We start from the raw sequence: 17,156 nt of genomic DNA, 5'->3' as shown, positions 1-17,156 counted from the left end.
GAACTATATTTTACAATCTCAAGTGCTAGCAAAATATTCTTGACTTTCTGAACACTCAAATTATGGGCAGCTACCAACCAAATCAGCTCTTGCCAGTGCCGTCGGGGCCTTTGCAGATTCCTGCTATACAGGCTTTCGGTTCAACTTTTGTACACGCACGCACACCGCCAATTTATTTTTCCCTGGTAATTCCCACCTACAACGAGCGCACGAATATCCAGAGTATTGTGGAAAAATTGAGCCAATTGCTCGATGGTATCCTTCCCGGCAACTACGAATTAATTGTAGTCGATGACGACAGCTCCGATCGTACCTGGGAAGTCGCCCTGTCCCTGACACCGAAATATCCGCAATTGCGGGTAATGCGCCGGGAAGAGGAGCGGGGACTTTCCACAGCGGTAATTCGCGGGTGGCAGGCAGCTCAGGGCGAGGTTTTGGGCGTCATCGATGCCGACTTGCAGCATCCCCCGGAGACGCTATTGCAGCTTTTAGCAGAAATTCAGCGGGGAGCAGATTTAGCTGCTGCGAGTCGTCACGTTGGCGAGGGTGGTGTGAGCGACTGGAGTTTTGTCAGGCGATTTTTATCGCGGGGCGCTCAAACTCTGGGGTTGGTGCTCCTGCCGGGAGTGGTGGGCCGAGTTTCCGATCCGATGAGCGGCTATTTTATGCTGCGTCGCACTTGCATTGCGGGCAAAACCATGAATCCTGCTGGTTACAAAATATTGATTGAAGTGCTCGGCCGGGGGAATATCGGCTGGATTGGAGAAGTTGGTTACGTGTTTCAGGAGCGGCAAGAAGGTGAGAGCAAAGTTACTTGGAAACAGTATATTGAGTATTTGCAACATTTGCTGAGGTTGCGGTTTGCCCGGTGGCCGATGGGTAAGTTTCTGCGCTTTGGCATCGTGGGTTTCAGCGGGGTATTTGTAGATATGGGAGTTTTTTACCTGCTGCGGACTTTCCTCGGTTTGGGGCTGACTCGCAGTGCAATCTTTTCTGCTGAAGTGGCAATTCTCAATAATTTTTTGTGGAACGATTTATGGACTTTTGGTGATATTTCTAAGCGGCAGCCTGGAAAGCGCCAGCGCTTGAAACGGCTGTTGAAATTTAATGTGATTTGTTTGATGGGCTTGATGATGAACGTGCTGCTGGTGAATCTGCTGTTTAATGTTTTTAAGGTAAACGAGTATTTGGCTAAGTTGATTGCGATCGCAACTGTGACTCTGTGGAATTTTTGGATCAATATGAAGCTGAGTTGGCGGGTGACCGACGTTCACAAGTAGTTTTTATTTTGGCTATTCGTTAGCGGTTATTGGAACTGACAACTAACAACTCCCAACTAACAACTGACAACAGTAAACTCCCAATTGTCTTTAGATGACTCAATTAATGATTAATAACAAACAACTGTTGTTGCTATTTCTGTGGACGGCGATCGCCTTTATCTTGCGCTTTGGCAATTTGGGATCTAAACCGCTGTGGACGGATGAGTTTTCCACTCTAGTGTTTAGTTTGGGCAACAGTTTTCGAGGGGTGCCGATCGATCGCGCGATCGATCTTTCTACATTATTACAACCGCTACAATTGCGCCCCAATGCTGACACCCCCGACGTGCTCCGCAATTTGCTGCTAGAAAGCAACCATCCACCTGTATATTTTATGCTCGCTCATTGGTGGATGCGGTTGTTTGGGGTTTCTGAGGATAGTTTAGTTTGGATTGGGCGAGCTCTTCCTGCATTATTGGGCGTTCTTTCAGTTCCAGCTATCTACTTTTTGGGGAAATTTGCTTTTAGTTCTCGTTTAGTCGGTCAATGTGCCGCCGCGATGATGGCAGTTTCTCCCTACGGCATTTATCTCGCTCAAGAAGCTCGCCATTACACTTTAGGAATCTTATTAGTTATTGCCTCTCTTTTTTGCCTCGCTTTAGCTGCAAAAAAGCTGCAACAGCCCGCTCCCCTGCCTATTTGGGCGGTGCTGCTTTGGGTAGTTGTTAACTGTTTGGGAATTGCGGCTCACTACTTTTTTGCACTGACTTTGTGTGGGGAAGCAATAGCATTAATTGCTGTAATCTGGCAGCAGTTTAATGGAAAGTTGCCAATTAACAACAGCCCGCAGCTTAATATTTGGCAATTTCAAATCCTCTGGCGACTGTTCGCAGTAGCGATCGGCACTTTAGCAGGCGGTTTAGTTTGGCTGCCGGTATTTTTGTCAAATAAATACGGCAGCGAACTAACTAATTGGATTGTCAGCGGCGATCGCACATTTTTAAATTGGATCGCGCCGATTTTTCAAGCTTTAGCTGGATGGATCACTGTGATGTCTCTGCTGCCCGTTGAATCGCCCAATTTGGCAGTAGTAGTTGCATCGGCGATAGTAATGACAATATTTTTTATATTGGTACTTCCCATCCTGTTTAGCGCTCTTAAAAAGTCCTTAACAACGCCCGATAGTCGTTTAGGTACTGTTATTTTCGGCGGATTTGTCATAGGCTCAATTTTCCTATTTTTCAGCTTTGCATATATTTTAGGGATTGACCTAACTCGCGGGGCTCGATACAATTTCGTCTACTTTCCAGGGGTGATATTGCTTTTAGGAGCAACCTTGGCGGTTATTTTTAACACGCCTACAGTAAAAAGTCAATGGTTTAATTTACGGGCGATCGAACTTCCGGGCAAAAAAGCAGTGGTGCTAATTTTAGCAATGGGTTTTTTTAGCGGTGTCACAGTAAATTCCAATCTCGGCTATCGCAAATATTACAAACCCGACCTTTTAATTCCGATTATCCGCCAAGTATCGAAAGTTCCCGTGTTAATTGCCACTACTCAAAAGACTCATGTAGAAATAGGAGAGTTGATGGGGATAGGGTGGGAATGGGAAAGAAGTTCGGCAACGGATTTTGTAGGGGATGTAACGGATGTAACGGCTGTTAGGAAGAAAGAAGAAGTTAAAGCCTTTGATTCTCCGCTATTTCTTTTGGCTAATCAAAGAAGGGATGGGCGGGAAATAGCGGCAGGGACACTTGACAAAACACTCAGTCAATTAGAACTTCCGCTTGATTTGTGGCTGGTTAATTTTCGCGCACCTGTCAATCTAGAAGCACAAAAATGTCAGGTTGAATCGCGCGAGTTGCCTGCGGTGGATGGGTATGAATATCAAGTTTATCATTGTTCTAGGTCATAGGTCAGTCTTAGGGAATGGCTCGGTCGATCGCGCTTTCGATTAAAATAATTAAAATAAGTGCGTTAGCTAAGCTTGCCGCAGGAATCTATTTTTCATGACAGTAAAACTTTTGCGGCAGAGGTAGCCGATAAAACTTTGAATAACTCTCAGTATGCTCAACTTTCTGATTGAATTAAATCGCCTGCAGGTGGATGTCGTTTTATAGCTTTGTCAGCGGCCCGAATATTAATGACTCTCTCTCGATTTAAGACTAATGCTGTAACTGTAGCTCGTCCAATTGGAGTCAAACCAACTATTGATAATCCATCAGCCGACCAAATAAAATGTTCGCTCCAACTATCTTGTCTGGGGTTAAACAACGGTACTTCTACGTCTGACTGAGCATCTATCGCTCTAGTTTTATCAGATTTCTTGCGGTTGCAGTGAAAGCAAGCTAGTGCCAAATTGTCAATATCGTTAGTCCCATTTTTAGTTAAGGGAATGATGTGCTCGATAGTAAACTCTACGTACTGCCATTGTTCGGAAGCATGACAATATTCGCACAGACAGTTTGCTCTCTGACGAACTTGATTTTGGATATTTTCTGGGATTTGACGGCGAGCCGACATTTCTACACAGTAGGCTGAATCTGGCCCAAGAAAAGATTGCGGACAGTCCGATTGACAAAACTGAGGTAATCGTCGATTTCTTCGTAAAGATTGAGTTCTTGTTCTTCGTCAGGATTTAGGGGCAAAGTTTGTTGTTTGTCCAACAGTTCTTGGATTCGATTTTTGACAGCGGTGGAGGCTCTAAAAATGGGTATGCCTTCCACTAATTCAATGCGGACAGCTCCTTCTATAGGTAGAGTATCGCGCAGGTTTTCCAGTTTTGGCAGGATTAGCATAGTTGTGGATTTTATCGGTTTCCGTCTTGATTATATCTACGTTTTTTTCAATCTTGCCTGATACTATCGGGCACGCCCACCGCCGAAATACCCGATATCGCCTTTAAGTTTTGACACCGAATCAACTCGTTAAAATCCAAACTGCGCCCTTCAATTTGCGCCACAGCCTCGATCGCCCCAAGCAAATGTCCTGCCGCTTCCGCTTCGTTGTAACCGCGCCTTCCCGCTACTCTAATCGCCCCCTCGTCAGCATCTAACTCTACTTGGGAACTGCGGTTGTCGCGCCAAATTCGAGTCATCGCCAGTCCCGTCAAACCGCCCGCGATCGCAGTGCCGATCGCATCTCCCTGCAACAATTCTACAACAGTCCCGACAATTCCCGCCAGAGCCGCACCTTGATAAATATCCGGTTTAAACCACTTAAAATTGCACAGAAAACTGACATTCCGCAATAGCAGTAAATCCCGCTGCTGCTTAGATAGCAGCCGCCACAAATCAAAATTAATATAAATCGGGCGAGATTGATTCCAAGGCAAAGGAAAATCGCAGTCAATTACCGTTGATTGTTGGGGCTTATTAATAATTTTACACATCATGCGGCCGGAAGCTGGCATCACATCTAACAGGCGGCGAATTTCTGGATCGGGATTCATATTTTTTGGGAATTGGTTATTGGTAATTAGACCTATTGCAGAAATTTTTGATTAATATGTCAACCGCAGATTCAAGGCAGATAAACGCAGATAAACGCAGATAATTTTTAGATAGTTTGGGAATGCTTGCAATTTGAGTCTAATCTGTAGGGACACGGCATTGCCGTGTCCTTTTCCCCTAGATCATTTAAGGACTTTTCTTAGAGTCGGATTTGGGAGACTATTGAGCTTTCGGAGTTGTTTTTTCACTTTTCGGCGAAGGCTTCGGACTGACAATCGCTGGGGCAACTGACGGCTTTGAATCCACGGTTGGGGATGTCGGTGATTTTGGAGAATCAGGCGCTGTTAACGGGGAAGCAGGGGCTGTTTTAGCGCCTAAAATGCTGGCGTCTCCGGTGTCGAAGGTGCCCGCGATGCAAGCGATCATCATTGTCGCTAAGGTGCCGACAAATAATGCTTTCCAACCGAGTTCGGAAATGTCTTTGCGGCGGGATGGAATTAGGGCGATCGTGCCGCCGACAAATATGCCGACGGAGGCTAAGTGGGCGAAGCCGGAAAGGGCGTAACTGACAATTAAAACTGTACGATCGCTCACCAGTCCTTTTGCCCCCGCTTCTGCTAGAGTTTGATAGGGAGGAATCGCCGTTTCTAACAACCTACGACCGATAATTACTGATGCTTGCCAAGAGTCGTCTAATTGAACTCCTGTTAATAGCGTCAGGGGATAAAATAAGACTCCCATAATGTTGGCTAAGGTGACAACTTTGAACAAGTCACCAATTGGACCTGGCAAAATTGCCAGCCAGCCAAAGAATTGATTAATTAAAGAAACTAAGCCTAAGATTAAAATCAAAACAGCGGCAATTGCCACTGCCATTTTTACACCGTCCAATGCACCAATTATCGCTGCATCGAGAGGGCTGACTCGTTCGATGGGTTCTCCTCCAACAGTCTCTTGTTTGAATTCTTCGCGCTCCGTGTCCGAAATTTCTTCGCCCACAAACTCGCGGCCTTGAGGCTTCCGCTCTTCCTTGGGAATGCCACCCATTGTCAGGGGCACGCCTGTTTCTGGTACTAAGATTTTGGAGAGAACAAAACAAGCGGGAATGGCGATAATTGAGGCTGAAACTAAATGCCCTAAAATATTGGGAAAAACTGGCTTTAGAAAACTAACGTAAATTGCTAAAGTTGAAGAAGCGGCCGTCCCAAAACAGCAAGAAAGGATTGCACAAAGTTCCGAACGAGTCATTTTCGGCAAATAAGGCTTGACGACAATGGCCGCTTCAATTCCTACGAAAATATTAGCCGCACCGCTGAGGGCTTCTGCGCCGCTCAACCGCATTGTCATATAAAAGATTTTGGCAAAAAGTTCGGTGATAATTTGAATCACGCCGATGTTGTATAGCAAGGCCATGAGGCCAGAAAAAAAGATGACTGTCGGTAAAGCTCTAAAGGCAAAAATATATCCTAAATTAACTGCCGGAGTTTTACCAGGTATCGGTACAACATTGCTCCCGAATACAAATCTCGCTCCAGCGTCAGCAGCGGTGAATACTCCATCCAGTAAGCCAGTAAACCATTCTAAAGCTATGCGAGTTGGGGGGAACAGGAATACTAAAAATCCTAAGACTAATTGCAGTCCAATGCCCCAGATGATGACGCGCCAGGGAATATACTTGGACTGTCGGTTTTCTGAAAAAATCCAGGCGATCGCACATAAGCCAAAAATGCCCAGAAACGAGATAAGATTGTAGATAGACATGAGCCTAGTCCTTGAAATAGTTGAGAATGCCGATCGACGGTTTGCACCACATCAGTTATACTATTCATCTGACGGCAAATACTAAAAAAAATAACGGGCAGATAAATTACGCACTCAACAGCGTACTTATGTCATTGCTTAGGTCATTCCGAACTCTGCGGATCTTTAGCAACCCTTGATTTGCCGTAATTACCAGCAGTTTAGATAGAAACTCTAACACATGGAAGCTTTTGCTCCACATCCTCCTGAATGGACTGCGACGGCGGTTCACGCTAATGAGTTTTGCTGCCCCAAGTGCGGCGCTAGCTGCACGAATGCCACTGAGGTCTGGATTAATCGTCGATCGCCAGTATATACTGAGTTCAACCGTCGCAAGTGGCAAGAATTTTACCGCTGCCAGTGCGATTCCGTGTGGTGGGCCTGGAGTAACGATAGGCCTCCTTCTGAACTTGTGCGTCGCGATGAGAGCTCGGATGACGACCCGGATGACAGCCCGGATGATGATTTTTAGAACCGTGACAGAATTTTCGCTTTTCGCTTTGCGATTTTTTTATTTAAAATTAGGGTAAGGTGCGCGGCCCGGCGCACCCTACATTTAGATAAGTTAAGGCCAGTTATCAACTAATTGAGCACGTCAAGTATTCCCTTGACTACGCCTTCCATGACTCTTTCAATTAAGCTCAATTCATTTTCGCCTATCGACTCATTTAACAGCATTGACTGAATTCGCTGTCTGTCATTGCGAGTCAGTTCGCCTGACGAAAATATCTGCTCAACTATTTGTTCCGTTAGAAATGGGAAAGTTGGAGTTTGCATGGTTGGTCTCTAAAAGCATTAATATTTTGTTTTTAACTTTATTAGAGGAGCTAGTTCTTGTGTGGGTTTTTACTTTCCCACCCCATCCGTGCTCAAATCATAGGACTCTGGGGGGATTTTGTCAATACACTTGTTACAGATCAATACAAAATTTGCCTTAAATTTCCGACATTCTGGCAACGGGTGGTTTTGGAGTGCGATCGACCCCCGGCCGTGGCGGTATTCGATCGACCTTTTTAAGTTTATTGGCACTTTGGCGGAACATTACAGCTCAAAAAAAATCAAAACGAGAAGAGATTAAAATTGGTAATGGAGAATTGGCTTTTCTGAATTCCCTCTTCCTTCCGGCTAATGACTAATGACTAAGAACTAATGACTAATGACTAATAGCTTCCTCCAATGACCTATTTTCGTTCTGCTCTAATTTTGACATTAGGTTTTGGGCTGCTACCGCTAGCAGTGCGATCGCAACCTGTAGTTCCTGCTACTGACGGCACGAATACTGTTGTTAAGTCCGAGCAAAATCGCACAGACATTAGCGGCGGGCAACTGTCAGGAAACGGGGCAAATCTCTTTCACAGCTTCAGCCAATTTAATCTCAGCGAAGGTCAAATAGCTAATTTTCTAACTAATCCAAATATTCAAAATATTTTAGGGCGGATTTCCGGTGGCAATGTTTCCGTCATTAACGGTCTGATTTCTGTAAGCGGTGGCAACTCGAATTTATTCTTAATGAATCCGGCGGGAATTGTCTTCGGTCAAAATGCTAGATTAAACGTGCCGGGGTCGTTTTTGGCGACAACTGCTACAGGTATTGGTTTCGGCGATCGCTGGTTCAATTCGAGGGGAATTAATGATTACAAAGCTTTACGGGGAAATCCCAATCAATTTAATTTTAATAACTCACAAATCGGTGCAATTGTCAATGCGGGAAACTTAGCAGTGGGCAGCGGACAAAGTTTAACGTTGGTCGGTGGCACCGTTATTAATACAGGCCAATTATCCGCTCCCAACGGTCAAATTACTGTGGCTGCTGTTGCGGGGCAAAATTCAGTCCGCATCAGTCAAATCGGCAACTTATTGAGTTTAGAAATTACTCCGTCTTTGCAGTCAGAAAAATCGGTAATCGCCCCGGTTTCTCTGCCTCAGTTGCTAACGGGTCCCGGCGTGGCGTCAGCCACAGGTTTAACGACTAACGAACAAGGTCAATTGGTACTGACTGGCGGCCAAACAGTGGGGATAAATGGGGGAAGTGCGATCGTCTCCGGTTCGGTAAATGTATTTGGCCCTTCTGGGAATGCTGGCGGCACAGTCAATATTTTAGGGGAAAAAGTCGGACTGTTCGGCGCAAATATCAATGCTTCCGGGACAGATGGCGGAGGTACTGTGCGCGTCGGAGGCGGTTTCCGGGGGATGGAACCAGTGCCGAACGCACTGGTAACTTATGTTAGTCCTGATTCTACGATCGCAGCCAACGCGATCGACCGCGGCAATGGCGGCACTGCGGTAATTTGGTCAGACAATACAACTCGCTTCTTCGGCAATATTAGTGCTCGCGGGGGCATCGCCGCAGGTAACGGCGGAAAAGTAGAAGTTTCGGGCAAAAATGCTTTAACTTTCCAAGGACAGGTCGATACCCGCGCGACTAACGGTGCGATCGGCAATTTGTGGCTCGATCCGGCAAATATTACGATCGTCAGCGGTAACGGTGACAGCAGCGCGCAATCTGGCGGGGAACTCGAATCGGCACCAGAACCCAACGAAACATCGATCTCAGAAGTGCAGTTGGAACAGATGGCGGCCGGCAGCAACGTGGTTCTAGAAACCCCCGGCTACATCACCCTTCAAGACTTGCCCGATAACAAACTTTCCCTGCAAGCGAGAACGGGAGACACCGTAACATTTAGATCGGGCGGAGTGTTTGTTGTCAATGACTCCAAGGACTCAATCGAGACTCAAGGTGGCAACATCAACTTTTTCGCCAGCAGCATCTCTCTGGGCGGACTCAATGCTAACGGCGGCAATATCGCTATCACTGCTAACGGCATTGACTTCAGAGGTGGCAGCAATTCTGTCAGCAGTGCGGCGGGAACAATTCGCTTGCAACCCAACGATAGCCGATCGATTCGGATCGGTGGCACCGGCGATATTTTGGGCATTTTGGACTTGACGGCAAGGGATCTCGGCGCTTTGGCGGGGGATTTCGGCTCGATCGCGATCGGGCGCGAAAACGGTAGCAGCTCGTCGATCGCGATCGTCGCACCCATTACTTTCAACAGCCCGCTGACACTTCAAGGCAGCTCGATCGCGATCGACAATCCCCTCAGAACAAGCGGCAGCGCTAGCTTGACTCTCGACGCGCCTCAAACTGATCTCAACGCCAACATTGCGACATCCGGCGGGGATCTCACTTTTACAGGAAACGCATCCCTCAATGCTGACGTGGCTTTGAGCACAGAAGCTAGGGGCAACATTCTGTTCTCCGGTAGCCTAGACGGAGCTCGCGCCCTGAGACTAGACGCTCAGCGAGTGCTGTTCGGCGGTACAGTCGGTCAAGCTGCACCGCTGGCGAGTTTGACTGTCAACGCCGGTAGTACCCTGGTTTCGGGCAATATTGCGACATCTGGCGACATGAATTTCAATAGTAACGTCACAGTCGATCGCACCGCCGCCCTAGCCGCCACTACCGGCAATATCACTTTTGCCAATACCCTCGACAGCACGCCGGGCCGGGCTAATAATTTGACGCTGCGCGCTGGCGGCAACATTACTTTTGAGGGCCTAGTCGGTCAAACTCAGAGGTTGGGCCTGCTCTCGGCTGACGCTGCTAGCGTGACTGCTGCTTCCACAATTACAGCGCGCAGTTTGAGCGTTAACGCGCGAGATTCCGCTACGTTCGGGGGGGACAGCACGGCCGCTTTGGGAGCCGATATCAAGGCAGAAAATGTCCTCTTAGAGGGTAATTTAAGGACGGATGGCGGCAGCGTGAACCTGCAAGGAAGCGGCGAGGTTCGGACTGGTAATATTACCTCGAACGGTGGGAGGATTCGGGTTGAGGGAAATACTGTTGCAGCAGGTGCGATCGACTCGTCATCGGCGGGCACAGGAGGCGCGATTGCTCTCCAAACCAATGCTGGGCCTTTAACTGCGGGAGCTTTGAACGCTTCGGGGGCGATCGGCGGAAATATTGATGTCACCTCTTCATCGGGCATTTCGGCTCTCGATCTCAACTCCAGCAGCACTTCAAACGGCAACGGCGGAGGCGTTTCCCTGAGCGCGGCTGATAACATTCAGTTGGGCTTTATCAACGCTCAAGGTGGTCCTGGTGGCAGTGGTGGCAGCGTTGATGTGACAACCCTCGGTTTGTTTAGCTCGAACAGTGTTTTCAACGATATATCGGGCAATTTTTCCAGTATTTCTACTGCCGGAGGTGCGGGGGCGGGGGCAGTCGCAATTCGCCACGGAGGCGGTATCGATCGACCGTTTGTAGTTGGCGGCGCGATCGATAATGGAACCCGGGGAAGCATTAATGCTGGCGGGGGGAACGCCATTTTGCCCACTTTTTCTTTTGGACAAACTTACACGCAAGGAAGTTTACCAAATCAGATTTCCCTAGTTACCCCGGGCCCGCCCTCTACTCCTGCACCAATTCCCGCACCAATTCCCGCACCAATTCCCGCACCAATTCCCGCACCAATTGCCCCACAAATTGCCCCACAGCCTGTAGTGCCAGTAGTCCCCGTAAGTCCCGATCCTGCGCTGTCACTTCCTGCATCTTTGCAAGTAGAATTGCGATCGCAAAGTAGATACAAACATTCCCCAACTAGCCAGAATATTTTCGCTCCTTCTCGCAGATTAGATGCGGCAGGTTCGGGAGTTTTAGAATTTGAACAAACCTTTACTCGCGAGTACGAAAAATATCTTGACTTGCCCGCAAGAAGACCGATTAGTAATATGTCGGTTATTTACGAAACTCTTCGCAAAAACGAACAAACTACCGGGATAAAATCTGCCATTATTTATATGAATTGGGTCAGCAGAGCGGATGCGGGCGCCGCCAAAGAAAATGATTTTGTAGTGGTGGCAAGTCAGGATTTATCTAATCTATTGCCTGTGAGAACCAACCTCGCATCCCAGCTCCCTCATCCCTTAGAACATAAGTTGATCCAGAGGTTGCAGCCAAATGGCAAAGAAGTTTCCGATGTTCCTAACGGGGAGCATTTAGAATTAGTGTTAGTAACAGCTAACGCTCAACCGAGGCGCGTTTTAATTTCAGCTACAACGCGCTGGCAGGTGTTGCAACTAGCAGACGCCTTGCAAAGCGAAATAACTAATCCCCGCAAAAGAAGCAGCATTAGTTATTTGGATACGGCGCAAAAACTTTATCGGTGGTTAATTGCACCAGTTGCCGCAGAATTGACAGCTTTAAAGATTGACAATTTAATTGTAATTCCGGCAGCAGGTTTGCGGAGCGTGCCGTTGGCGGCCCTTCACGACGGCAAAGGCTTTTTAGTTGAGAAATACAGCATTAGCGTGATGCCGAGTCTGAGTTTGACGGATATCGCCTACGACAATATTGCGGATGATGAAATTTTGGCAATGGGGGCGTCGGTATTTGAAGATAAAGCGCCATTGCCGGCGGTACCGGTGGAGTTAGAGTCGATCGCGCCGCCCGATCGCGGAAAATCATTTTTGAATCAAGATTTTACTCTCGGAAATTTGCAAGCTCAGCGGGCAAATCGGCCTTTTGGCATCATTCACTTAGCAACTCACAGCGAATTCCAGCCCGGGGAACCGAAAAATTCTTACATTCAGTTGTGGGATACTAAATTGCGCCTCGATCAAATGCCACAGTTGCGGTGGAATGAACCGCCGGTGAATCTGTTAGTTTTAAGCGCGTGCAGTACCGCTTTGGGCGACGAAGAGGCGGAGTTAGGGTTTGCGGGTTTGGCGGTAGCTAGCGGTGCTAAATCGGCTTTGGCGAGTTTGTGGGAAGTCAGCGATGAGGGAACTTTGGGGCTGATGACGGAGTTTTACCGACAGTTGCGAACCCCCAGACGCGGTGGCAATTTGATGATTAAAGCGGAGGCTTTGCGGCGCGCGCAATTGGAAATGCTGCAGGGGCGCGTGCGGATTCAAGACGGGATGCTGCGAGTCGAAGGGCTTTCTACGAGTCTAACTTTGCCTCCAGAAATTGCGGCGCGGGGCGATCGAGTGCTTTTGCATCCTTATTATTGGGCCGCCTTTACAATGATTGGCAATCCTTGGTAATCGAGATGTTGAATGAAGAAGGAAAAAGAGGCGTTACTGAATCAAGTTATGAATAGTGCAGTAACTGGAATACCCTGAAATTTTAGGTAATGTATAGCAATCCTAAATCATTGGTAAATTTTTTACTTTCTCCCCTCTTGATAAGGGGAGGGTTGGGGTGCGGTACAAAATTTACGACTCCTGCAAGGATTGCTATATGGGGTGATTTGCAGTCGCTTTCATTACATGGTAATTCCCCATATTTATACTCTAATTATGCAACGCCCAAATCTCCGAGGAAGCTCAACGGCGAGATCCCTTCACTCTGTTCTGCCTGCTTTTGGAGGAAGCTGCGAGATCCCTCCTAACATAAATATTTATTTGTACTTTTTTGAAGAAATGTAAAAATTAATATTTTTTTAGTTGAAATTTAAATTTTGATTAAAGTGCAGGCTAGTCTTTATATTAGAGGGTACATCTACTTACAAATTGAGAATTGCTAAAAAAATGTGTATTAATTATTAAAAAAGGCTGCAAAAATGATTAATTTAGCTGGCTACGAGATTACCAACCAAATACATGAAACCAACAACTCTTTAGTTTACCGAGGATTGAGAAAGCAAGACAACCAACCAGTCATTCTCAAATTTCTCAAGCAAGATTATCCGATGCCAGCTTCGTTAGTCAGATACAAGCAGGAATACGAAATTACACGCAATCTCAACCTAGAAAGTGTACCGAAAACCTACAGCTTAGAAAGATACCACAACAGTTTGGCGATCATTTTCGAGGATAGTGGTGGAGAATCATTAAAGCTGTGGTTGGCTGAGCACAAACTTACCTTAGAAGAGTTTTTGTCAATCGCTATTAAAATAACCCGAGCTTTAGGTCAAATTCATCAACATAACATTATTCATAAAGATATCAACCCGAGCAATATTATTATTAATGCGACAACAGGGCTAGTCCAAATCATAGATTTTGGCATCTCTACTGTTTTAAATCGTGAGAATCCTACCCTAAAAAATCCTAATGTTTTAGAAGGCACTCTCAGCTATATATCGCCGGAACAAACAGGCAGAATGAACCGAGCGATCGACTACCGCACTGACTTTTACTCATTAGGAGTCACTTTTTACGAACTGCTAACGGGGCAACTGCCATGGGATTACAACGATGCAATGGAATTAGTACACTGTCATATTGCTAAACAAGCAGTGCCGCCCCATGAAATTAATCCAGAAACAGGAATTCCTAAAGCAATTTCTGATATAGTAATGAAGCTGTTAGAAAAAACTGCTGAAAAAAGATACCAAAGTGCTTGGGGAATCATTGCAGATTTAGAAGAATGTCTGGAACAGCTACAGGCTAAAGGAACGATTGCAGATTTTGATCTCGCCCAAAAAGATATTACGGATAAATTTCAAATTCCCCAAAAACTCTACGGGAGAGAACGAGAACTAGAAACCTTGCTAGCCGCGTTTAATCGCGTCAGCAATGGCACGAAAGAAATTATGTTAGTGTCGGGTTATTCTGGGATTGGTAAATCAGCCTTAGTGCAAGAAGTTTATAAGCCGATAACTAAGGCAAGGGGTTATTTTATTGCCGGAAAATTCGATCAATTTCAACGCAATATTCCTTACTCAGCGCTCGTTAAAGCTTTTGGCTCCTTAGTCAAGCAACTGTTAACTGAAAGCGAAATCCAACTCAATAGCTGGAAAGAAAAACTTTTAGCGGCTTTTGGTGATAACGGTCAAATAATTATAGATGTCATTCCCGACATAGAACTCATCGTTGGCAAACAGCCACCAGTCCAAGAATTAGGGGCTACAGAAGCGCAAAACCGTTTTAATTTAGTCTTTCAAAAATTCATCCGGATCTTTGGCTCTGTGGAGCATCCCTTAGTCATTTTTCTGGACGATTTGCAATGGGCTGACTCCGCTACTCTGAAACTGCTGCAAGTAATGATGGCAGATGAGGAAACAAAATATTTATTTCTAATGGGTGCTTATCGAGATAACGAAGTGAGCCCCACACATCCCCTGATAATGACTTTGGAGGGGCTGCAAAAGCAAGAGGCTACTATTAACCAAATTACCTTAACTCCCTTAGATATCGGACATATTGCTAACTTGATAGCTGATACTGTGCGTAGGGATAGAGGCGCAGTCATGCCCCTAGCTGAGTTAGTCGTGGGTAAAACTCAAGGCAATCCTTTTTTTGTCAATCAGTTTCTCCGAACTCTCTATGAAGAAACCCTCCTGAATTTCAATTTATTGCAAAGAAGCTGGGATTGGAATATTTCAGAAATTGAAGCCGTAGGGATTACCGATAACGTTGTTGAGTTGATGGTCGCAAAATTGAGAAAAATGCCAGATTCAACTCAACAAATTTTACAATTAGCCGCTTGCGTTGGCAATAGTTTTGACTTAAATACTCTGTCTGTTGTTCATGAAAAATCTCCCGCTGAAACCTTTCAAAAGCTATTGCCAGCCATTCAAAATGGACTAATTTTAGCCACTTCTGAACTCGGTGTAACAGAAGAAGAAATCGTTCAGTCTCATCTCGTCATTACTACTTATAAGTTTTTGCACGATCGCGTGCAACAAGCCGCTTATGCTCTGATTGAGGAAAGTTCTAAAAAAATTGTTCACTTACAAATTGGTCGCTTGCTGTGGCAAAATACCTCGCCAGAAAAACGAGCGGAAGAGATATTTGCGATCGTCGATCATTTGAATCTGGGAATTGAACTCATTAGTGATGAATCCGAACGAACTGAAATTGCAAAACTTAATTTAACCGCAGGTCAAAAAGCTAAAGCAGCAACGGCTCATGCTGCGGCTACCCAATATTTGCAAGCAGGTTTGGGACTGCTAGCAAATTCTAGCTGGACTCATCAGTACGGACTGACATTAGCACTACATACCGAAGCAGCAGAGGCAGCATTTCTGAGTGGTGACTTTGACCGGATGCAGAAATTAGCTGAGGTCGTGCAAAACTGTGCCAAAAACCTATTGGAAAAAATAAAAGTCTATGAAGTCCAGATTCAAGCTTCCGTGTCGCAGAAAAAGCTACTAGAAGCCGTTAATACAGGGTTAGAAGTTTTAAAGCTGTTAGGGGTGGAGTTTCCCTCTCAGCCAAACCCGTCAGATATTGGGCAAGCACTGGGGGAAACGGCGGCAATTTTGAAGGGGAAGCGAATTGAGGATTTAAGTGACCTGCCTCAAATGACAGATCCCTATAAACTAGCAGCTATGAGACTTATATCAAGTATCTTTGCTCCTGCATACATTGCTGCTCCACAACTGTTGCTCTTGACGGTGTGCAAACAAGTAGATTTATCCGTCCAATATGGTAATGCTTCTCTTTCTCCCTTTGCTTATGCCAATTATGGTTTTCTCCTTTGTGGAATTGTGGAGGATATTGATTCGGGTTATCAGTTCGGTCAATTAGCTTTAAGTCTATTGTCAAAGTTGAATGCTCAAGAAATCAAAGCCAAGACATTTGTCCATGTAAATATATTTACCCGACATTGGAAAGAGCATCTGAGAGAAACGTGCGAGCCTTTAGTGTCTGCTTACTCTAGCGGAATAGAGACAGGAGATTTAGAATATGCAGGCTTTAGTCTAATACATTCCTCCTGTGCAGCTTACTATAGTGGCCAAGAACTGACTCTGCTAGACAGAGGGATAGCAATTAACAGAGATGCTATTTATAATGTCAAGCAAGAAATAGCGCTTAATTATATAGAAATAAATTGGCAAGCTATATTAAATTTGTTGGGAAAAAGCGAAAAACCTTGCATTCTGAAGGGTGAAGCCTGTGATGAGGAGCTGAAGTTGCCATTATACCAGCAGGCCAAGGACAAATCGGCAGTTGCATACATATATTTGAACAAAATTTACCTTTGTTATTTGTTTGAAAATTACTCAGAAGGCATTGAAAATACTGCTCTAGCAGAGAAGTGTTTAGATGCAATGGTAGGATTGCCCGTTATTCCTATCTTCCATTTTTACGATTCTTTGGTGCGGTTGGCCGTGTATTCTGATACTCCACAGTCAGAGCAACAGGGCATTATTGACAGAGTACAAGCTAATCAAGAGAAAATGCAGAAATGGGCGCATCATGGCCCAATGAATTATTTGCACAAGTTCTATCTAGTAGAGGCAGAACGGTATCGGGTTTTAGGGGGAAAAATCGAGGCAATGGAAATGTACGAGAAAGCGATCGCTCTGGCTAAAGAAAACCAGTATATCAACGAAGAAGCACTCGCTCACGAACTGGCAGCCAAATTTTACTTGTCATGGGGCAAAGAAACGATCGCCCAAGTTTATATGCAAAAGGCTCATTATAGCTACCAAGCTTGGGGCGCTGTAGCTAAAGTTAAGCATTTAGAAGAAAAATACCCCCAATTCCTAGCTAGAACCTCAGCCAAGACAACAACTCAAACGAACGTTAACACAACAACCAATGCGCCTAATAGCACTAGCACCAATTTGGGAGAAACGCTAGATTTAGCCACAGTAATGAAAGCTTCTCAAGCAATTTCAGGTGAAATAGTTTTGAGTAAGCTACTGGAAAGATTGATGAAAATCGCCATCGAAAATGCAGGCGC

The 17,156-nt window shown here is 45.7% G+C and carries 10 protein-coding genes; 5 read left to right on the top strand and 5 right to left on the bottom strand.

Translation table 11 applies throughout. The features are described from left to right. Nucleotides 1-62: 62 nt before the first annotated feature. Both QUB25_RS26545 and QUB25_RS26540 read left to right on the top strand, forming a co-directional pair. Complete coding sequence (locus QUB25_RS26545; RefSeq protein ID WP_333187970.1) at nucleotides 63-1,280, top strand: glycosyltransferase; 1,218 nt, start codon at nucleotides 63-65, stop codon at nucleotides 1,278-1,280. Between the two features lie 94 nt (nucleotides 1,281-1,374). Further along, nucleotides 1,375-3,177: a glycosyltransferase family 39 protein gene (locus QUB25_RS26540; RefSeq protein ID WP_333187968.1), complete on the top strand. Its 1,803-nt coding sequence runs from the start codon at nucleotides 1,375-1,377 to the stop codon at nucleotides 3,175-3,177. A 155-nt stretch (nucleotides 3,178-3,332) separates the two neighbouring features. Here QUB25_RS26540 and QUB25_RS26535 read toward each other — a convergent pair whose 3' ends face one another. From QUB25_RS26535 to QUB25_RS26520, 4 genes are all read right to left on the bottom strand, one after another. After that, nucleotides 3,333-3,785, bottom strand: coding sequence for an HNH endonuclease (locus QUB25_RS26535; RefSeq protein ID WP_333187966.1), 453 nt, complete (start codon nucleotides 3,783-3,785; stop codon nucleotides 3,333-3,335). Nucleotides 3,786-3,787: 2 nt separating this feature from the next. Beyond that, a complete protein-coding gene (locus tag QUB25_RS26530; RefSeq protein WP_333187963.1) occupies nucleotides 3,788-4,060 on the bottom strand; it encodes a hypothetical protein in 273 nt (90 codons plus the stop codon). 47 nt (nucleotides 4,061-4,107) lie between these two features. Continuing rightward, nucleotides 4,108-4,713: a DUF3318 domain-containing protein gene (locus tag QUB25_RS26525; protein WP_333187960.1), complete on the bottom strand. Its 606-nt coding sequence runs from the start codon at nucleotides 4,711-4,713 to the stop codon at nucleotides 4,108-4,110. A gap of 220 nt (nucleotides 4,714-4,933) precedes the next feature. Then, nucleotides 4,934-6,475: a nucleoside transporter C-terminal domain-containing protein gene (locus QUB25_RS26520; RefSeq protein ID WP_333187957.1), complete on the bottom strand. Its 1,542-nt coding sequence runs from the start codon at nucleotides 6,473-6,475 to the stop codon at nucleotides 4,934-4,936. A 220-nt stretch (nucleotides 6,476-6,695) separates the two neighbouring features. Here QUB25_RS26520 and QUB25_RS26515 point away from each other — a divergent pair, with 220 nt between their 5' ends. Next, nucleotides 6,696-6,986 carry a hypothetical protein gene (locus tag QUB25_RS26515; protein ID WP_333187955.1) on the top strand — a complete coding sequence of 97 codons (291 nt, stop codon included), beginning with the start codon at nucleotides 6,696-6,698 and terminating at the stop codon, nucleotides 6,984-6,986. Between the two features lie 110 nt (nucleotides 6,987-7,096). Here QUB25_RS26515 and QUB25_RS26510 read toward each other — a convergent pair whose 3' ends face one another. Further along, nucleotides 7,097-7,291 carry a hypothetical protein gene (locus QUB25_RS26510; RefSeq protein ID WP_333171260.1) on the bottom strand — a complete coding sequence of 65 codons (195 nt, stop codon included), beginning with the start codon at nucleotides 7,289-7,291 and terminating at the stop codon, nucleotides 7,097-7,099. 399 nt (nucleotides 7,292-7,690) lie between these two features. Here QUB25_RS26510 and QUB25_RS26505 point away from each other — a divergent pair, with 399 nt between their 5' ends. Both QUB25_RS26505 and QUB25_RS26500 read left to right on the top strand, forming a co-directional pair. Beyond that, nucleotides 7,691-12,562 (top strand): CHAT domain-containing protein, encoded by a 4,872-nt coding sequence (locus QUB25_RS26505; RefSeq protein ID WP_333187952.1) that lies wholly within the window; start codon nucleotides 7,691-7,693, stop codon nucleotides 12,560-12,562. 518 nt (nucleotides 12,563-13,080) lie between these two features. Next, nucleotides 13,081-17,156, top strand: a 4,076-nt coding sequence (locus tag QUB25_RS26500) for a serine/threonine-protein kinase PknK (protein ID WP_333187947.1), incomplete at its 3' end; no start/stop codon positions are given.

Origin of the sequence: Microcoleus sp. B3-D7 (assembly GCF_036705305.1) — a bacterium.
Classification (GTDB): domain Bacteria; phylum Cyanobacteriota; class Cyanobacteriia; order Cyanobacteriales; family Microcoleaceae; genus Microcoleus.
Note: the sequence above shows the minus strand (reverse complement) of the source record. Positions and strands in the feature narration are given on the sequence as shown.

Coding starts and splice junctions, on each gene's coding strand:
- QUB25_RS26540 (WP_333187968.1), top strand. CDS start 1,375: ATGACTCAATTAATGATTAATAACAAACAACTGTTGTTGCTATTTCTG.
- QUB25_RS26530 (WP_333187963.1), bottom strand. CDS start 4,060: ATGCTAATCCTGCCAAAACTGGAAAACCTGCGCGATACTCTACCTATA.
- QUB25_RS26545 (WP_333187970.1), top strand. CDS start 63: ATGGGCAGCTACCAACCAAATCAGCTCTTGCCAGTGCCGTCGGGGCCT.
- QUB25_RS26520 (WP_333187957.1), bottom strand. CDS start 6,475: ATGTCTATCTACAATCTTATCTCGTTTCTGGGCATTTTTGGCTTATGT.
- QUB25_RS26515 (WP_333187955.1), top strand. CDS start 6,696: ATGGAAGCTTTTGCTCCACATCCTCCTGAATGGACTGCGACGGCGGTT.
- QUB25_RS26510 (WP_333171260.1), bottom strand. CDS start 7,291: ATGCAAACTCCAACTTTCCCATTTCTAACGGAACAAATAGTTGAGCAG.
- QUB25_RS26525 (WP_333187960.1), bottom strand. CDS start 4,713: ATGAATCCCGATCCAGAAATTCGCCGCCTGTTAGATGTGATGCCAGCT.
- QUB25_RS26505 (WP_333187952.1), top strand. CDS start 7,691: ATGACCTATTTTCGTTCTGCTCTAATTTTGACATTAGGTTTTGGGCTG.
- QUB25_RS26535 (WP_333187966.1), bottom strand. CDS start 3,785: ATGTCGGCTCGCCGTCAAATCCCAGAAAATATCCAAAATCAAGTTCGT.